Here is a 16,203-nt window from a genome sequence, read left to right as displayed (position 1 = left end):
ACAAATGGAAATATCTACAACAAAAAACTGCATCAGAATATCCAATGCAGTTTATATTTTATTTTAAACTTCAAAACCTAACCTTCCAACTGAGTTCCCAAAAACTCCCACTCCTGCAAAGTCAGATCCAATTCTTCTTTGATCTTGTTGTAAGTTTCTAAAGTCTCCTCAGAAGGATTTTCTTTGGTGAAAGAACCTTCGAATTCCTCGATTTTCAATTCAAGTTCAGAGATTTTTTCTTCTACTTTCTTGATCTTATTCTGGATGTTCTTTTGTTCTTTGCTTACGATAATACTTGACTCTCTCACGGGCTCCTGAACTTTAACTTTCACTTCCGGGATTTCATCTTCCTGATGCAGTTTTGCTTTCTCAGCCGAGATCTCACGGATGCTTTCTTTCTGTCTAAATTCCAGATATTCGTTGATGTCGCCAAGGAATTCCTTCATACGTCCATCACGGAATTCGAAGATCTTGTCAGACAATCCTTGTAGGAATTCACGGTCGTGAGAAATGACGATCAAAGTGCCTTCAAACTTCTGAAGTGCCAATTTGATAATTTCCTTTGACTGGATATCCAAGTGATTCGTAGGCTCATCCATGATCAACGTGTTGAACGGACGAAGCAACAATTTACAAAGCGCCAAACGGTTTCGCTCACCTCCGGAAAGAACTTTCGTTTTCTTCGTCACATCTTCGCCTTGGAAAAGGAAAGATCCCAAAAGATCACGAACTCTAGGTCTGGTTTCCTCGGTTGCAGAGTCTTCCGCTTCCTGTAGAACGGTTTTATCCGGCGTCAAAACTTCTTCCTGATTCTGAGCAAAATAACCGATGTTCACATTGTGTCCAAGATTCCAAGCTCCAGAAAAATCGGTGATATCGCCAGCAAGAATTTTTGCCAAAGTCGTTTTTCCTTGTCCATTTTGTCCAAGCAAAGCGATTCTAGCGCCTCTTTCTACGATGAAATCTACTTTGTCAAAAATCTGTTTTTTACCATAAGCTTTCCCCAAATTTTGAGCTTCGAAGATCACTTTTCCAGGTTGAACACTCGGTTGGAAACGGATATTGAATTTGGAAACATCCTCATTTTCCACTTCAATGCGTTCTACTTTGTCGAGTTTTTTGATCAATGATTGCGCAAATGATGCTTTGGAAGCACTCGCACGGAATTTGTTGATCAATTCCTCTGTATGTTTTATTTCTGCATCCTGATTCTTTTTGGCCTGGATGAGTTTTTCTTTTCTGTCTTTTCTTAGTTCAAGATATTTGGAATAGTTGGCCTTGTAATCGTCTATTTTTCTGTTGTTAACATCAAAAGTTCTGTTACAAGTAGAGGTCATAAATTGCTTGTCGTGACTTACAAGCAACATCGAGCCTTGATAATCTTTCAAAAAATCCTCCAGCCAGATGATAGATTCCATATCCAAGTGGTTGGTAGGCTCATCCAGAAGCATCAGGTCGTTTTGCTGAAGAAGCAATTTTGCCAGCTCGATTCTCATTCTCCAACCACCGGAAAACTCATCGGTGATCTTTTGGAAATCATCCGCTTTGAAACCCAATCCAAATAAGATCTTCTCCACATCACCTTCCAAATTGTAAGCATCGAAATTCATCAAGAGATCATTCAGATCGGTCATTCTGTTGATGAGATCAGTGTAGGCATCACTTTCGTAATCGGTTCTGGTCGCCAGTTGGTGGTTGACTTCTTCCAATTCATCCTTCAAAGCATTGATCTGCTCAAAAGCCTGCATCGTCTCGTCCCAAACCGTTCTTCCTTTTACGAAGTCAAGATCCTGTTTTAGAAACCCGATGGTGATCTTACCTTCTGTGACCACATTACCTTCGTAGAAATTGATCTCTCCGGAAAGTATTTTGAGAAGCGTGGATTTTCCAGCTCCGTTTTTTCCGACCAAACCGATCTTATCACCTTTTTTGATGGTAAAATTGGTGTCTTTGAAAAGATAATTTCCTGCGTGATGTAAGCCTAATCCCTGAACCGAAAGCATTGTATTCTATATTTTATTTGAATTTGCAAAAGTAATGAATTATGTTGGAAGTTGAATGTTATAAAATATTTACAAATTTTGCTTTGCTAACTTCCACAAATTGTTACTTTTGCGAAAAAAAATTTATGATCAAAAAATTACTTTTTGCAGCTATGTGTTCTGCATCCATCTTATCTTTCGCACAGCAAAAATTTTCAATCATCCCTTCCGTAGGTTTCGGATGGAGAACAGCTGAAAATCCTGAAGGACTTACCAGCGCTGAGGAAGATTACATCAAAGGTCTGAAAAGCGGTGTGAATTTCGATATCTCAGCTTATTATCATTTGAGAGGAACTGTTGGATTGGGACTTAAGTTTTCAAACTACAGTGCATCCAGTACAGGTACATTGTCTGGCACAGATCAAAATGGAAATCTGGTTTATTTTACTACAGATACTAAGGATAATATTACTTATTTCGGACCTTCTGTGATGATTTCCAATTTCAACGAGGAGACAAGACATAAAGGCTTTATCGATATTTCTCTTGGTGTAATCAGCTACACTACGAGATCCGGAAATGTAAAAGGGACAGGGTCGAACTTTGGTGCAGAGATGAATCTTGCGTATCAGTATGAAGTAAGCAAATTCTTCTATATAGGTCCAAAACTTGGATTGACAGGCGGAACATTGAACAAAATGAAGTACAACGGACAAACTTTTGATTTTGGAGATAATAAGGAAGGACTTAGCAGAGTTTCTCTAAGCGCGGCTGCTACTTTCCGCTTTTAATTTTATCTTTGCAAAAATCTTAAACAAAATGAGCAAACCGATTACTGAGTTTATAGAGAAATATTATCTGCATTTCAATGCTGCAGCATTGGTAGATGCTTCCAAAGGATATGTTGCCCACCTGAAAGATGGCGGAAAAATGATGATCACACTTGCTGGTGCGATGTCTACTGCGGAATTAGGGAAAATTCTTGCTGAGATGATCCGTCAGGGAAAAGTGGATTTCATCTCTTGTACTGGTGCAAACCTCGAGGAAGACTTGATGAATCTTGTGGCGCACACGCATTACGAAAGAGTTCCAAACTATAGAGACCTTACACCGAAAGAAGAATGGGATTTGTTGGAAAGAGGCTTGAATAGAGTAACTGACACTTGTATCCCAGAAGAAGAAGCGTTCCGAAGATTACAGAAACATATCTACGAGATCTGGAAAGATGCGGACGAAAAAGGAGAAAGATATTTCCCACACGAATATATGTACAAAATGATCTTGTCTGGCGTTCTGGAGCAGTATTACGAGATCCCGAGAGAAAATTCCTGGATGATCGCAGCGGCTGAGAAAAACTTGCCAATCGTGGTACCAGGGTGGGAAGATTCTACAATGGGGAATATTTTCACATCATATTGCATTAAAGGCGATTTGAAGTTTTCTACAATGAAATCCGGAATCGAGTATATGGCTTATTTGGCTGATTGGTACCCGAAAAATTCTGGTGGAAAAGGTGTTGGATTCTTCCAAGTAGGTGGTGGGATTGCGGGTGATTTCCCAATCTGTGTGGTGCCGATGTTGTACCAAGATATGGAGATGCACGATATTCCGTTCTGGAGTTATTTCTGTCAAATTTCAGATTCTACAACTTCTTACGGATCATATTCCGGAGCTGTTCCGAACGAGAAGATCACTTGGGGGAAATTGGATATCACAACTCCAAAATTCATCGTGGAAAGTGATGCAACAATCTGTGCACCATTGATGTTTAGTTATATCTTAGAAAATTCATAAAGTTGGAGGACGGAAGTCTGAGGCTTGAAGATAAAAAAGAAAGCGTTCAAATTATTTTGAACGCTTTCTTTTTTATGTTTTAATGTTGATGATCTAGTCTAATGAATTTACCAGCACCTTATATCGGTAACCGAAGATGAGTTTCTGAAATTTATTGAGTTTTGTAAAATCTCGTTTGCTATATTTTGGTAAAATCGCTTTGTTGATGTTATTCAGAACTCTGAAAAATGCTTTTTTCATAACTTGAAATTTTAAAATACTAATGGTTAAAATACAAGTTTCAAGCCACTCTAAAAATCATTTATCGATCATCATTTATCAATTATAATTACAGCATCATCACATTTTCTATTTTCGCCACCTTTTGATAGATGTCAATAACTTGATCCGCATCCATCACGAAACACTGCAAAGAAACGGATGTGTATTTTCCTTTGGAACTTTCTCTGTTGGATAAAGTGTATTTAAGGCCGTCAAAAACTCTCAAAATCTCTGTGATCTTTTCAGAATCTCCTGGAACAATGAACTTGAAAAGATATTCCTCTGGAAAGTTGTGCTGGCTTTCTAATTTCTCCTTTAATGATTTGTAAAATTCTTCTGGATTATTGTGGTTGGTTTCTACGATATCTGCCATTTTATTTTTTGATATTAATTAATAAAAAATCTCCGCTAAAAAACGGAGATCAAAGTTAGTGATATTTAATTTGTTCTTAAGAAGGATTTTCAGCCGTCGCTTCTTGTGGAAGAGAAACGTCGTCTGGCGCAGCTTCCAAAGCTTTGTCCAATGTGAAAAGTGATTCGTCTGAAGCGCTGTCTCCACCAGCGATTTTCAATTTGTCGATCAACTCAAGTGCTAATTTTTCTTCCTCAATTTGTTCTTTCACAAACCATTGCATGAAGTTCCACGTTGCCCAATCCTTTTCTTCAAATGATAAATTGACGATTTCATAAATTGAAGTCGTATTATCAACCTCGTGTTCAAAAACCTTGTTGAAGGCGTCTGACAAGCTTTGTGGATTTTCCGGCGGTGCAGGGATAGCTTCAACTCTTGCTTCGCCGCCTCTGTCCAGGATGTAACGCATCACCTTGATCATATGATTTCGTTCTTCCTGTGAGTGTCTGTAAAGGAAATTGGCAATTCCGCCATAGCCTTTTACATCTGCCCAGCAGCCGTAAGAGAGGAATATTTGTGAAGCGTGCGCTTCTTTCGTCATTTGTTTTATCAATGCCTCTTGCATTTGGGGCGATAATCTGTTAGTGTTCATATATTTTGATTTTTGTAATTGATCTTGATTTTTTGTAATTTATATTAGCTCATTTTGAAGCAATAAGTTTTCGATTTTCTTAAAATCGCAAATATTGAGCCATAATTGGGGAATTATTTTATTTGTATTTAATTGAAATAAGTGTGAAAATATAATTTATATAATTGATTTTCAGATATTTGTATAGTTGTTAATAAATATTAACTCGTTGTTAAAAATTTATTTATATTCGGTGTAAGAAAATAATACATAAGAACATTATGAGAAAAAATTATGTGAAATTACCATTGCTCATTGCCGCGATCTATTTTGGAGGCAATTTGCATGCCCAATCCACACAGGATACAATTTCTAAAGAAAATAAAATTGAGGAAGTTGTAGTGATAGGATATGGTACTCAGAAAAAGGAGAATGTAACGGGAAGTATCGGGATTGTAACAGCAAAAGACTTGGCAGATAAGCCAAATGCAAACCCATTAAATTCTGTACAAGGTAAACTTGCCGGTGTAAATGTTGTAACATCTGGTACACCGGGCGGATCTCCAAGGGTTGATATTCGAGGAGTAGGCTCATTATCGGGAAATACAGTTTTTATCGTAGATGGAATGTTAACGGAAGATATTTCTTTCCTTAATCCTCAGGATATCGAATCTATGAGTGTTTTGAAGGATCCTTCCAGTTTGGCAATTTTCGGAGCAAAAGCGGCTAATGGTGCTGTAATTATCAAAACTAAAACAGGAAAAGGAAAACCAGTTTTCAATGTTAATTCTTTTTTAGGAATTAAAAAGGTAACCAATGTTCCAAAAATGGTAGATGCAGATCAGTACATTGAGTTATATAATGAGATGCTACTTAACGATAGAGTAAATGAACCTAAATTTATTACAAAAGCACAATATCCCGGAAATACTGATTGGTTCAAAGAAATTTTACGCACAAGTATCATTAATTCAAATGATTTTTCTGCTTCAGGAAATTTAGGCAAATTGAATTATTATGGTAGTGTAGGATATCTTCAAGATGAAGGTAATCTTGCTGCGGGAAAAGGGGTCAATTCTGGAAGTGGTTTTAATAGATTCAACACAAAATTAAATCTTAGTTATAAAATTACGGATAATATTACAATTGGCGATAATTTTTCATTCTCCAAAACACGTACTGATGTTGCACAGAATCCTCTTTTGAATGCCCGTAATGCGCCACCAGTTTATGACGTTATTGATCCTGCTACAGGGACTTATCAATATATTACATTGGTGAATGTTACCAATCCTAGAGCACAATTGGATCTTTACCGTTCACAGGTCAGACAAGAGAGAATGCTTAATAATGTGTGGGCAGAGATTAAATTTTTGAAAGATTTTACCTTTAGAAGTAGTTATACAAGCGACAATTATACGCCTGTTCAATATGAATACACGCCTGCGATAACATACATTCCAAACCCGTCCATTTCTAATTTAGTTACAAGAACAAACCGATACAGAAATTATGTTTGGGATAATACATTAAACTGGAAAAAAAGTTTTGGGGAGCATAATTTGGATTTATTAGCAGGTTTCAGTAGAATTAGAGATTCCAGATCAGAAGAATATCGTTCTGCAAATAATGTAATGTATGATGGAACCAATGGATCTTTAGATATTGGAAATGGTACAAATATTATATATTTTAATGATACCAGAACTAGTCCAGATGTAACTCAAGATCAAAGACGTATAGAATCTTTCTTTGGACGAATTAATTACGACTACGCTGGAAAATATCTTTTGAATGCTTCTATTCGTCGAGATGCGACATCGCAAATCTCGGTTGATCGATATAAAACTTTTCCGGCAGTAAGTATTGGTTGGGTAGTTTCTAAGGAAGGATTTATGAGTGAGCAAAATGTTTTCAGTCTATTAAAATTGAGAGCGAGTTGGGGTAAATTAGGAAATCCGAACGTTCCTAGAAACTTTACACAGCTTGTATCTAATATAGGTGGTGGAACATATTATGGTAATAATGGTTATCCTGCAGCTACAATTACTAATGTTATTGATCCAACTATAGGCTGGGAAACTACAACGGGTATGGATTATGGAGTAGAAATGGCTTTGCTTAATAACAAACTAAAAATTGAAGCAACTTATTTCGATAAAGAATCCAAAGATGTAGTATATGGTATTTTCCAAGGAACCATTTCAGGGGCTGAAAACTGGAGGAATTACGTGACAAATGCCTATTCTTTTAAAAACAAAGGTTTCGAAGTTTCTGCCAATTATAATACAGATTTAAGTGAAAGTGTAAAATTGGGCGTATATGGTAATTTTACTTCACTTAAAAATGAAATCACGGATGTTTATGGAGGTTCATTTTTAGAGACTGGTGCCGCATTATTTAATAATTCTATTATTAGACTAGAAACTGGTCAAGCAGTAGGCTCATATTATGGATATCAAGTTGCTGGTGTTTTCCAAACAGACGCAGAAGCTGCGGCTTCTGGACAAACCGATGCAAAAGCAGGGTGGTTCAAGTTTGCAGATTTAGATGGAAATGGTGTTATTGATACAAGAGATAAAACATTTTTAGGAAGTCCAATTCCGAAGGGTACTTATGGGTTTGGTGTTAATCTGAATGTTCATTCTATTGATTTTGGTATAGATTTCCAAGGGGTATTTGGTAATAAGATTTACAATTACAACCGCGAGCAACGCTATGGTAATGAGAGCTGGGATCTCGATATGTATAATAATAGATGGCGAGGTGCAGGAACTTCCAATACCAATGCTATGATAACTTCTAGTCAATCTGTTATCTTGCCTAATAGCTTTTATGTCGAAGATGGTAGCTATATCAGAATCAGAAATATTCAAGTAGGTTATAACTTCTCAAAAGCCATTGCAGAATCATTATCTGTTAAGAAATTTAGAATCTATCTAAGCGCCCAAAATCCTTGGACTAGTTTCAAATACAACGGTTTCTCTCCAGAGGTATTAAATACAGATAGAGTACAAATGGGTGTGGATAATAATATTTATCCGATTTCGGCTATCTACACAATGGGTATGAACTTAACATTTTAATTAAACAATCATGAAAAAAATATTTTTAACACTATCTATATTTTCATTAATCGCCAGTTGTAGTGATGACTTTGTAGATATCAAACAAGAAGGTGTAGTTGTGGCAGATGATTTCTTCAAAACAGCAGATGATGCTAACCGAGCAACAAACGCGGTTTATGCCTTTCTTAGAAGTTGGAATAATACAGGATTTCCTGCTCAGAACATCTTAGGCGTAACAGGTGATGATGTAGACAAAGGATCGAACCCAACAGATGCAACATTCATAAACGATATGGATCAGTTCAAATACAATATTAGTACAGATGCAGTTGATGGATATTGGACAGGACAATGGCAGGCGGTTCAAAGAGCCAATCAAGTAATTACCAATGTTCCTAATATTGATATGGATGCAACTCTTAAAAACAGATTGGTTGCAGAAACTAAAATGTTACGAGCCTATTTCTATTTTAATCTCGTTAGAGTTTATGGAGGTGTACCTATTTTTGATGGACTTCAAAGTAATTACTTACAACCAAGAAATACGGCAGCTGAGGTTTATGCTTTTATCGTGAAAGATCTTACAGAAGCTGCCGCGGTATTACCACAAACATATCCTGCGGCAGATTTAGGAAGAGTTACAAAAGGAGGAGCTCTAGGATTACTTTCCAAAGTTTATCTTTATATGAAAGATTATCAAAAAGCTTATGATACCTCTAATCAAGTTATTGCTTTAGGATACAGTTTAGATCCAGATTTTAATCATTTATTCAGACCAGCAGGGGAATTTGGCACTGAATCAGTTTTTGAAGTTAATTGTGGTTGTGACCCTTTAATGAATCCTGATGCAGGAAGTCAATATGCAGAAGTACAGGGTGTTAGGAATCAGTTTGGTTGGGGATTCTTTACGCCTTCTCAATCATTGGAGGATGCTTTTGAGCCAGGTGATATCAGAAAAGAGTTATCTATTCTAAGAGAAGGCGAAACGACAATCGAAGGTGATTTGATAAAGAAAAATGACCCTCAAGCAGGCAATACCTGGAATCAAAAAGTATATGTGCCAACATCTCTTAATAACAATGCTTGTGGCTATGGTTCTATTCAGAATCTAAGAATTTTGAGATTTGCCGATATTTTGTTAATTAATGCAGAAGCAGCAAACGAAATTGGTAATAGTGGCGCAGCCATTGTTGGTGTTAATAAAGTTAGACACCGAGCTAATCTTGGTGATACACCTGCAACCACACAATCTGCTATAAGACTAGCAATCTGGCAAGAAAGAAGAGTGGAATTGGCAATGGAAATGGACAGATTCTTAGATCTCGTAAGAACAGGTCAAGCAGAACAATTTTTAGGTTCTAAAGGATTTCAAAAAGGAAAGAACGAATTGTTCCCAATTCCTTTGAGAGCAATTACAGACAGTAAAGGTGTTTTGACACAAAACCCAGGTTACAACTAATATCATCTATAATTAGTCAATATTAAAAGAGGAGGAGCTAATCCTCCTCTTTTTTTATATTAAAAATGAAAATAATTTCATTATGAAAAATTTTTTAACAGGATTGTTTTTGACATCTTTAGCCATAACTTCCTGTAAAACAAATCATGCATCTGTTCCGGAATCAAAAGCTAAAGCGCAACTCACAGACAACCAACTCATGGACAAAGTCCAAAGCGACGCCCTCAAATATTTCTGGGACTTCGCAGAACCAAAGTCGATGCTGGGAAGAGAACGTTATCACGAAGACAATATCTATCCTGACAATGACAAACACGTCATTACAACAGGCGGTTCAGGTTTCGGATTGATGACGATTTTAGTTGGAGTTGATCGAAAATTCATACCTCGAGCAGAAGCTGTAAAAAGATTGACTCACATTGCAGATTTCCTCGAAAAAGCAGACCGTTTCCACGGCGCGTGGTCACATTGGATCAATGGAGAAACAGGGAAAGTCGTTCCTTTTGGTAAGAAAGATAACGGTGGAGATTTGGTAGAAACCGCTTTCCTAACGCAAGGTATCATCTGCGTCCGCGAGTATTTCAAGAATGGAAACGCAGAAGAAAAAGCGCTCGCCGCAAAAATGGATAAACTCTGGAAAGGGATTGAGTGGAACTGGTACACAAAAGGCGGGCAAAAAGTTTTGTACTGGCATTGGTCGCCAACTTACGGCTGGGAGATGAATTTTCCACTGGAAGGCTACAACGAATGTCTGATAACTTACGTTCTGGCAGCATCATCGCCCGACTATTCCATAGATTCCGAAACCTACAACAAAGGCTGGACTCGCAACGGAACTTACACAACAGATCGCACAAAATACGGGCTGCCTCTGTATGTCAAACATAATTATGCCGAAGAATTCGGAGGCCCATTATTCTGGTCACAATATTCCTATTTAGGCTTGGATCCACGAGGATTATCAGACAAATACGTGAAAAGCTACTGGGATCTCAACCGAAATCACGTTCTGATTGACTACAAATACTGTTTGGAAAACCCACTGAAATACAAAGGCTATTCCGAGAAATATTGGGGACTGACGGCAGGTTATACAAGAAACAAAGATGGCTCCGTAGGTTACGCAGCACATCAGCCAATGAAAGAAGATTTGGGAGTCATTACGCCAACAGCAGCACTGAGTTCAATGCCTTATACGGCAAAGGAATCAACCGCTTTTCTAAGATTTTTATATGAAGAAAAACCGAAATTTATCGGACAGGCAGGGCCTTACGACGCAACCTCCATCAATTTTGATGACTGGACTACACCGCGCTATCTCGCTATCGATCAGGGAACTATTGCGCCAATGATCGAGAATTACCGCTCCGGATTGCTATGGAAGCTTTTTATGAACGCTCCCGAAATCCGAAACGGACTCAAAAAAATCGGATTTATGTCCACAGAACATAAGATTCGATAGCCAAAAAGTATTATCTTTAAACACTAAATTTTATTGTGTCTTTTTGAGACATTAAATGTTTTTAGGAGCTTAATTCCGCTTTCCACTATATTTTTTTTTGTCTTCGGCGTTTTCCATCAAAACCGAATTTAGCAAAAAACAAAAAAAGGATGCCGTTGCAATCGGGGCTAGGGATTTGGATATAGATCCAAGATTTGTTAATGATAGAAATGAATATCTTAATCAACAATTTGGCGAAAAATCAGAAGAATTCAGTAAATAGTGTTAATAAGTTCCGTAGGAATGAAATGTTTGTAGCAATCGATTAACAATTACAATCATAGCTCCAGAGGAGCGACATATTTGTAGAAAGAATATCGGTACCAATTGCAAGCTCCAGAGGAGCGGCCTTTTTTAGAAAAACGAAATAAAATGAATTTAAAACAAAAATTTCTTCCGTTTTTATTTTTAGCAATCACATCTTTTGCAACAGCTCAAGAAATCAAATCCGAATTCAACAAAGAAGTTAAAATCCAGAAAAAACTATCCTACATTCTGGATATTCCGCAAAACACAAAATCAAAAATTCCATTGATTGTATTTCTTCACGGCTCCGGCGAGAGAGGGAATAATTTAGAAATTGTAAAATCCCACAGCCCTTTTACTTATAAAAATTTAATCAAAGAACCTGTAGCCATTTTAGCACCACAATGTCCGGAAAATACTTGGTGGGATACGGATGCTATCTATTTTCTCATCAAAGAAATATCAGAAAAATATAAAATTGATACAGACCGGATTTATCTCACAGGTTTATCAATGGGCGGCTGGGGAACGTTGAAATTGGCAGGTGAGCATCCCGAAATGTTTGCAGCAGTTTCAGCCGTTTGTGCACCTACAGATCGTGTGATGCTGGCAAATATTCATAATTACAAAGATCTTAACATCAAATTATTCCACGGTGGAATGGACGATATTGTGCTTCCGGAAAATGCTTTCAACTTCTATCAAAAATTACATCCCGTCAATCCAAAAGCTGAGTTGACCATTTTCCCAAACGACAATCATAATTCATGGGATTCTACCTATTCGGATCCAAAACTATATGATTGGATGTTATCATTAAGAAAAATTAAAAATTAAAATAAAAATTCAATTGCTTTTTTTAAATATTGCAAATGAAGATGACCTTATAAAAACAAAAAATATCTATTTATGAAAAAGTTTGTAATCCTAGCTGCGTTGGCTCTGTCGCCGTATTTTATGGCGCAGGATATTATCTCCAAACCGGTTCAGTCTTACCAATCCACAAATTATCAATCCAAGAAAAAAGCTTTCGTTGATAATTTGATTTCCAAAATGACTTTGGACGAAAAAATTGGTCAGCTCAATTTGCCGTCTTCAGGAGATTTCACAACCGGACAGACTCAGAATTCCGATATAGGAAAGAAAATTGAGCAAGGCTTGGTTGGCGGATTATTCAATATCAAGGGTGTTGACAAAATTCGCGCTGTTCAGAAAGTGGCGGTAGAAAAAAGCAGATTGAAGATTCCAATGATTTTCGGGATGGACGTAATCCATGGTTACGAAACAACTTTCCCTATTCCATTGGGGATTGCATCATCTTGGGATATGGATTTGATTCAAAGATCGGCTCAGATTGCGGCTCAGGAATCTACAGCTGACGGTATCAACTGGACATTTTCTCCAATGGTAGATGTTTCCAGAGATCCAAGATGGGGAAGGGTTTCCGAAGGTTCTGGAGAAGATCCTTATTTGGGAAGCCAGATTGCCAAAGCAATGGTTTACGGCTATCAGGGAAATGATCTTTCAAAGAAAAATACAATGCTGGCCTGCGTAAAACATTTCGCACTTTATGGCGCAGCTGAAGCCGGTAGAGATTACAACACCGTGGATATGAGCCACGTTCAAATGTACAACACTTATTTTCCGCCTTATAAAGCGGCTGTAGAAGCGGGAGCGGCTTCTGTAATGGCTTCTTTTAATGAGGTAGATGGAATTCCTGCAACGGGAAACAAATGGCTGATGACCGATGTTCTAAGAAAACAGTGGGATTTCAAAGGTTTCGTCGTGACAGATTATACCGGAATCAACGAAATGATTGAACATGGAATGGGAGATTTGCAGCAGGTTTCAGCTTTAGCAATGAATGCCGGAGTCGATATGGATATGGTTGGTGAAGGCTTTTTGAAAACTTTAAAACAATCAATTACCGACGGAAAAGTAACGGAACAAGCCGTAACCGACGCAGCAAGAAGAATCCTCGAAGCCAAATATGACCTTGGACTTTTCGATGATCCTTACAAATATACAGATTCCAAAAGAGCTCAGAAAGAAGTTTTCAGTCCGAAAAATCTGGAAGCTTCGAGAACAATTGCAGCGCAATCAATGGTTCTTTTGAAAAACGATAAGCAGATTCTTCCGCTTAAGAAAGCTGGAACTGTAGCCGTAATCGGTCCATTGTCAGACAACGCTATGAACATGACCGGAACCTGGAGTGTTGCCGCAAAACACGAAAATTCCATTTCATTATTAAGAGGTCTGAAAGAGACAGTTGGCAAAGACGTGAATTTCATTTATGCAAAAGGTAGCAACATCTACGAATCTGCACCAATGGAAGAGAAAGCGACGATGTTTGGTAAATTAGCCGGAAGAGACAATCGCCCCGCAGATCAAATCAGAAAAGAAGCTTTGGATATTGCCAGCAAAGCAGATGTCATCGTTTTAACAATCGGTGAAAGTGCTGAGATGAGCGGTGAATCCAGTTCTAGAACGGATATCGGAATTCCGGAAACTCAGAAAGAATTGTTGAGAGAACTTAAGAAAACAGGCAAGCCAATTGTTTTGGTTTTATTTACAGGCCGTCCGTTGGTTTTAATAGAAGAATCCCAATTGGCAGATGCAATTCTAAACGTTTGGTTCCCTGGAAGTATGGCTGGATATGCCGTTTCAGATGTGCTTTACGGAAAAGTGAATCCATCTGCAAAATTGCCGATGACATTCCCAAGAAGCGTTGGGCAGGTTCCGCTTTATTACAATGCAAAAAATACTGGTCGCCCATTAAGTGTAGAAAATACAGAGAAATGTACTTTTGAAAAATTCCGTTCCAATTATCTGGATGAATGTACAACGCCACTTTATCCATTTGGATTCGGATTGAGTTATACGACTTTCGGTTATTCTGATGTTTCTGTTAGCAATGCAAAACCTGCTGGCAACGCACCAATTGAAGCAACGGTTACATTGACCAACAACGGAAAATACGATGGAGCAGAAGTGGTTCAGCTTTACATTAGAGATGTGGTTGGAAGTATTACAAGACCAGTTAAGGAATTAAAAGGTTTCGAAAAAGTATATTTGAAAGCAGGCGAAAGCAAAAAAGTGACTTTCAAAATTTCTCCTGATGATCTGAAATTCTATAACAATCAGTTGAAATACGACTGGGAAGCTGGCGATTTCGATATTATGATCGGAACCAATTCTCATGATGTGAAAACGACGAGAGTTAATTGGAGCAAATAAACTTCATTAAACAAATATAAAATAAAGCCTTCCAGAATTTTCTGAAAGGCTTTATTTGTCTATATCAACTTCGCTTGGATTAGTAATGTCAGTTTGAGGCTCTCGAAGACAATAAATATTTCTATTCCTTAATAATTTTCTGACTCATTATTTTAACGTCATCTTTCTTCAGAACCAAAATATAATTTCCGGATTTCAAAGTGGTAACATCAATGCTTTTGTCGTTTTCAGCAACATTAATGTTCAAAACTGATCTTCCTGACAAATCCAAAATCTCCGCTGTCAAATTTTTCTCATAAATATTTTTAATGAAAATAAAGTCTTTCGCTGGAATCGGAGAAATCTGAATTTGATTTTTATCCACATCAGAAACGGCAAGATTTGTTGATTTCACTTTGAATATTTTTCCGTTCGCTGCAGCAATGTAAAGCTGTTTGCTATTGTCTTCTCCAAACGTTGTGAAATTGTTACCATCAAAAGCCGAACTCCAGGTAATAGTTGTGTTGTTAAGAATTCCAATCTGAGCAGAACAGTAATCCGCAAAAATATACTTTCCAACCAGGTCCGGATAAAGATTTCCTCTGTAAACATAGCCTCCGGTGATCGAGCATTTTCCGCCGGAATGATCATATTGCACAACCGGGAAAGTCATCGTAGAAGCATTGGCGCAACCAGTAGTGTTGTACTCACTGTTGCCTTCGTAACATCTCCAGCCGTAGTTCACTGCTGGCGTAGTTGCAGGAACTCTGTTTATTTCTTCAATCAGATTTTGCCCCACGTCGGCTATCCAGATATTATTCGTTGTCCTGTCGAAAGAATATTTCCAGCCGTTTCTCAATCCGTACGACCAGATTTCGTCAGCACCGTCAACGCCAACAAAAGGATTGGTTGGAGGAATGTTATATGCAGCTGTAGAATTCACATCAATTCTCAACATTTTCCCCAAGAGAGAATTTCTGTTTTGTCCGTTGCCATTGGGGTCGCCGCCACTTCCGCCGTCGCCTGTTGAAATCCAAAGATAACCGTCTGCGCCAAAATGAATACTGCCGCCATTGTGATTGGTAAAAGGTTTTTCTATAGACAGCATTACTTTTTCAGTGGCAGGATCAGCCGTGTTTGGATTTGCAGAATTAGCTGTAAATCTGGAAACTGTAATTGTTCTGCCGGCTCTGTTGTAGTAAACATAGAAATAGCGGTTCGTAGCAAAGTCCGGATGAAAAGCCAGACCTAATAATCCCATTTCACCACTGAAGTTGACTCTGTCGGTAATGTTTAAAAAGTTTGTGGCTTCAATAGTTCCATTTGCATTCACAATTTTAATGAGTCCGGATTGATCTACTGCAAACAAACGGTTGTCATTGGTCGGTGAAGCGGTAATTTCTGTCGGATTTGAAACTGTAGCAAACTCCTCCAGAATGATTTGTTGGGAATAAACTTCCGATGCAAATGCACAGGAAAGAATGAGTAGTAATTTTCGCATAACTTATTATTTTTTAGATTATTAATAAAGTTACCAAATTATATGCCTTACCATTCCAGAATTATTCAATTGATAACAAAAGCTTAATTTCAACGTGTTTTTTGAGGGAAAACTGAGTTTTAATTTCAATATAAAAACTATAATGCACTTTTCTCATTTTCAAATTCTTATTTCCGCTAATAATCATTATAT

The 16,203-nt window shown here is 37.6% G+C and carries 12 protein-coding genes; 7 read left to right on the top strand and 5 right to left on the bottom strand.

Annotation, left to right across the window (positions count from 1 at the left end; genetic code table 11):
• Positions 1 to 77: 77 nt before the first annotated feature.
• Positions 78 to 2,003 (bottom strand): ABC-F family ATP-binding cassette domain-containing protein, encoded by a 1,926-nt coding sequence (locus LUD75_RS02200; protein WP_232704087.1) that lies wholly within the window; start codon positions 2,001 to 2,003, stop codon positions 78 to 80.
• A 125-nt stretch (positions 2,004 to 2,128) separates the two neighbouring features.
• Between LUD75_RS02200 and LUD75_RS02195 the strand changes: the two genes are divergently transcribed.
• On the top strand, positions 2,129 to 2,773 hold the full coding sequence (locus tag LUD75_RS02195) for a hypothetical protein (protein ID WP_232704086.1): 645 nt from the start codon (positions 2,129 to 2,131) through the stop codon (positions 2,771 to 2,773).
• A 28-nt stretch (positions 2,774 to 2,801) separates the two neighbouring features.
• Positions 2,802 to 3,776: a deoxyhypusine synthase family protein gene (locus LUD75_RS02190; protein ID WP_232704085.1), complete on the top strand. Its 975-nt coding sequence runs from the start codon at positions 2,802 to 2,804 to the stop codon at positions 3,774 to 3,776.
• Positions 3,777 to 3,869: 93 nt separating this feature from the next.
• Here LUD75_RS02190 and LUD75_RS02185 read toward each other — a convergent pair whose 3' ends face one another.
• From LUD75_RS02185 to LUD75_RS02175, 3 genes are all read right to left on the bottom strand, one after another.
• Positions 3,870 to 4,016: a hypothetical protein gene (locus LUD75_RS02185; RefSeq protein ID WP_165569352.1), complete on the bottom strand. Its 147-nt coding sequence runs from the start codon at positions 4,014 to 4,016 to the stop codon at positions 3,870 to 3,872.
• Positions 4,017 to 4,104: 88 nt separating this feature from the next.
• Positions 4,105 to 4,410, bottom strand: a complete 306-nt coding sequence (locus tag LUD75_RS02180) for a DUF493 domain-containing protein (protein ID WP_034966599.1) — start codon at positions 4,408 to 4,410, stop codon at positions 4,105 to 4,107.
• Positions 4,411 to 4,486: 76 nt separating this feature from the next.
• Complete coding sequence (locus LUD75_RS02175; RefSeq protein ID WP_232704084.1) at positions 4,487 to 5,041, bottom strand: ferritin; 555 nt, start codon at positions 5,039 to 5,041, stop codon at positions 4,487 to 4,489.
• A 260-nt stretch (positions 5,042 to 5,301) separates the two neighbouring features.
• On the opposite strand from LUD75_RS02175, the gene LUD75_RS02170 reads away from it, so the two are divergent.
• The 5 genes from LUD75_RS02170 (at position 5,302) to bglX (ending at position 14,531) form a co-directional block, all read left to right on the top strand.
• Positions 5,302 to 8,106 (top strand): SusC/RagA family TonB-linked outer membrane protein, encoded by a 2,805-nt coding sequence (locus tag LUD75_RS02170; RefSeq protein WP_232704083.1) that lies wholly within the window; start codon positions 5,302 to 5,304, stop codon positions 8,104 to 8,106.
• Positions 8,107 to 8,116: 10 nt separating this feature from the next.
• Positions 8,117 to 9,547, top strand: coding sequence for a RagB/SusD family nutrient uptake outer membrane protein (locus tag LUD75_RS02165; protein ID WP_262908158.1), 1,431 nt, complete (start codon positions 8,117 to 8,119; stop codon positions 9,545 to 9,547).
• Positions 9,548 to 9,629: 82 nt separating this feature from the next.
• Positions 9,630 to 11,009, top strand: coding sequence for a glucoamylase family protein (locus LUD75_RS02160; protein WP_232704081.1), 1,380 nt, complete (start codon positions 9,630 to 9,632; stop codon positions 11,007 to 11,009).
• Between the two features lie 411 nt (positions 11,010 to 11,420).
• Entirely contained in the window at positions 11,421 to 12,131 is a 711-nt protein-coding gene (locus LUD75_RS02155) for a prolyl oligopeptidase family serine peptidase (protein ID WP_232704080.1), read from the top strand.
• A gap of 72 nt (positions 12,132 to 12,203) precedes the next feature.
• Positions 12,204 to 14,531 (top strand): beta-glucosidase BglX, encoded by a 2,328-nt coding sequence (gene bglX, locus LUD75_RS02150; RefSeq protein WP_232704079.1) that lies wholly within the window; start codon positions 12,204 to 12,206, stop codon positions 14,529 to 14,531.
• A 121-nt stretch (positions 14,532 to 14,652) separates the two neighbouring features.
• On the opposite strand, the gene LUD75_RS02145 is transcribed toward bglX, so the two are convergent.
• Positions 14,653 to 16,011: a PQQ-dependent sugar dehydrogenase gene (locus LUD75_RS02145; protein WP_232704078.1), complete on the bottom strand. Its 1,359-nt coding sequence runs from the start codon at positions 16,009 to 16,011 to the stop codon at positions 14,653 to 14,655.
• Between the last annotated feature and the right edge of the window lie 192 nt (positions 16,012 to 16,203).

The organism is Epilithonimonas sp. JDS (assembly GCF_021261315.1).
GTDB lineage: Bacteria > Bacteroidota > Bacteroidia > Flavobacteriales > Weeksellaceae > Epilithonimonas.
This window is presented reverse-complemented; position numbering and strand designations above follow the sequence as displayed.

Excerpts from the sequence above, each read along its gene's own strand:
- LUD75_RS02200 (WP_232704087.1), bottom strand. The coding sequence starts at position 2,003 with ATGCTTTCGGTTCAGGGATTAGGCTTACATCACGCAGGAAATTATCTT.
- LUD75_RS02195 (WP_232704086.1), top strand. The coding sequence starts at position 2,129 with ATGATCAAAAAATTACTTTTTGCAGCTATGTGTTCTGCATCCATCTTA.
- LUD75_RS02190 (WP_232704085.1), top strand. The coding sequence starts at position 2,802 with ATGAGCAAACCGATTACTGAGTTTATAGAGAAATATTATCTGCATTTC.
- LUD75_RS02185 (WP_165569352.1), bottom strand. The coding sequence starts at position 4,016 with ATGAAAAAAGCATTTTTCAGAGTTCTGAATAACATCAACAAAGCGATT.
- LUD75_RS02180 (WP_034966599.1), bottom strand. The coding sequence starts at position 4,410 with ATGGCAGATATCGTAGAAACCAACCACAATAATCCAGAAGAATTTTAC.
- LUD75_RS02175 (WP_232704084.1), bottom strand. The coding sequence starts at position 5,041 with ATGAACACTAACAGATTATCGCCCCAAATGCAAGAGGCATTGATAAAA.
- LUD75_RS02170 (WP_232704083.1), top strand. The coding sequence starts at position 5,302 with ATGAGAAAAAATTATGTGAAATTACCATTGCTCATTGCCGCGATCTAT.
- LUD75_RS02165 (WP_262908158.1), top strand. The coding sequence starts at position 8,117 with ATGAAAAAAATATTTTTAACACTATCTATATTTTCATTAATCGCCAGT.
- LUD75_RS02160 (WP_232704081.1), top strand. The coding sequence starts at position 9,630 with ATGAAAAATTTTTTAACAGGATTGTTTTTGACATCTTTAGCCATAACT.
- LUD75_RS02155 (WP_232704080.1), top strand. The coding sequence starts at position 11,421 with ATGAATTTAAAACAAAAATTTCTTCCGTTTTTATTTTTAGCAATCACA.
- bglX (WP_232704079.1), top strand. The coding sequence starts at position 12,204 with ATGAAAAAGTTTGTAATCCTAGCTGCGTTGGCTCTGTCGCCGTATTTT.
- LUD75_RS02145 (WP_232704078.1), bottom strand. The coding sequence starts at position 16,011 with ATGCGAAAATTACTACTCATTCTTTCCTGTGCATTTGCATCGGAAGTT.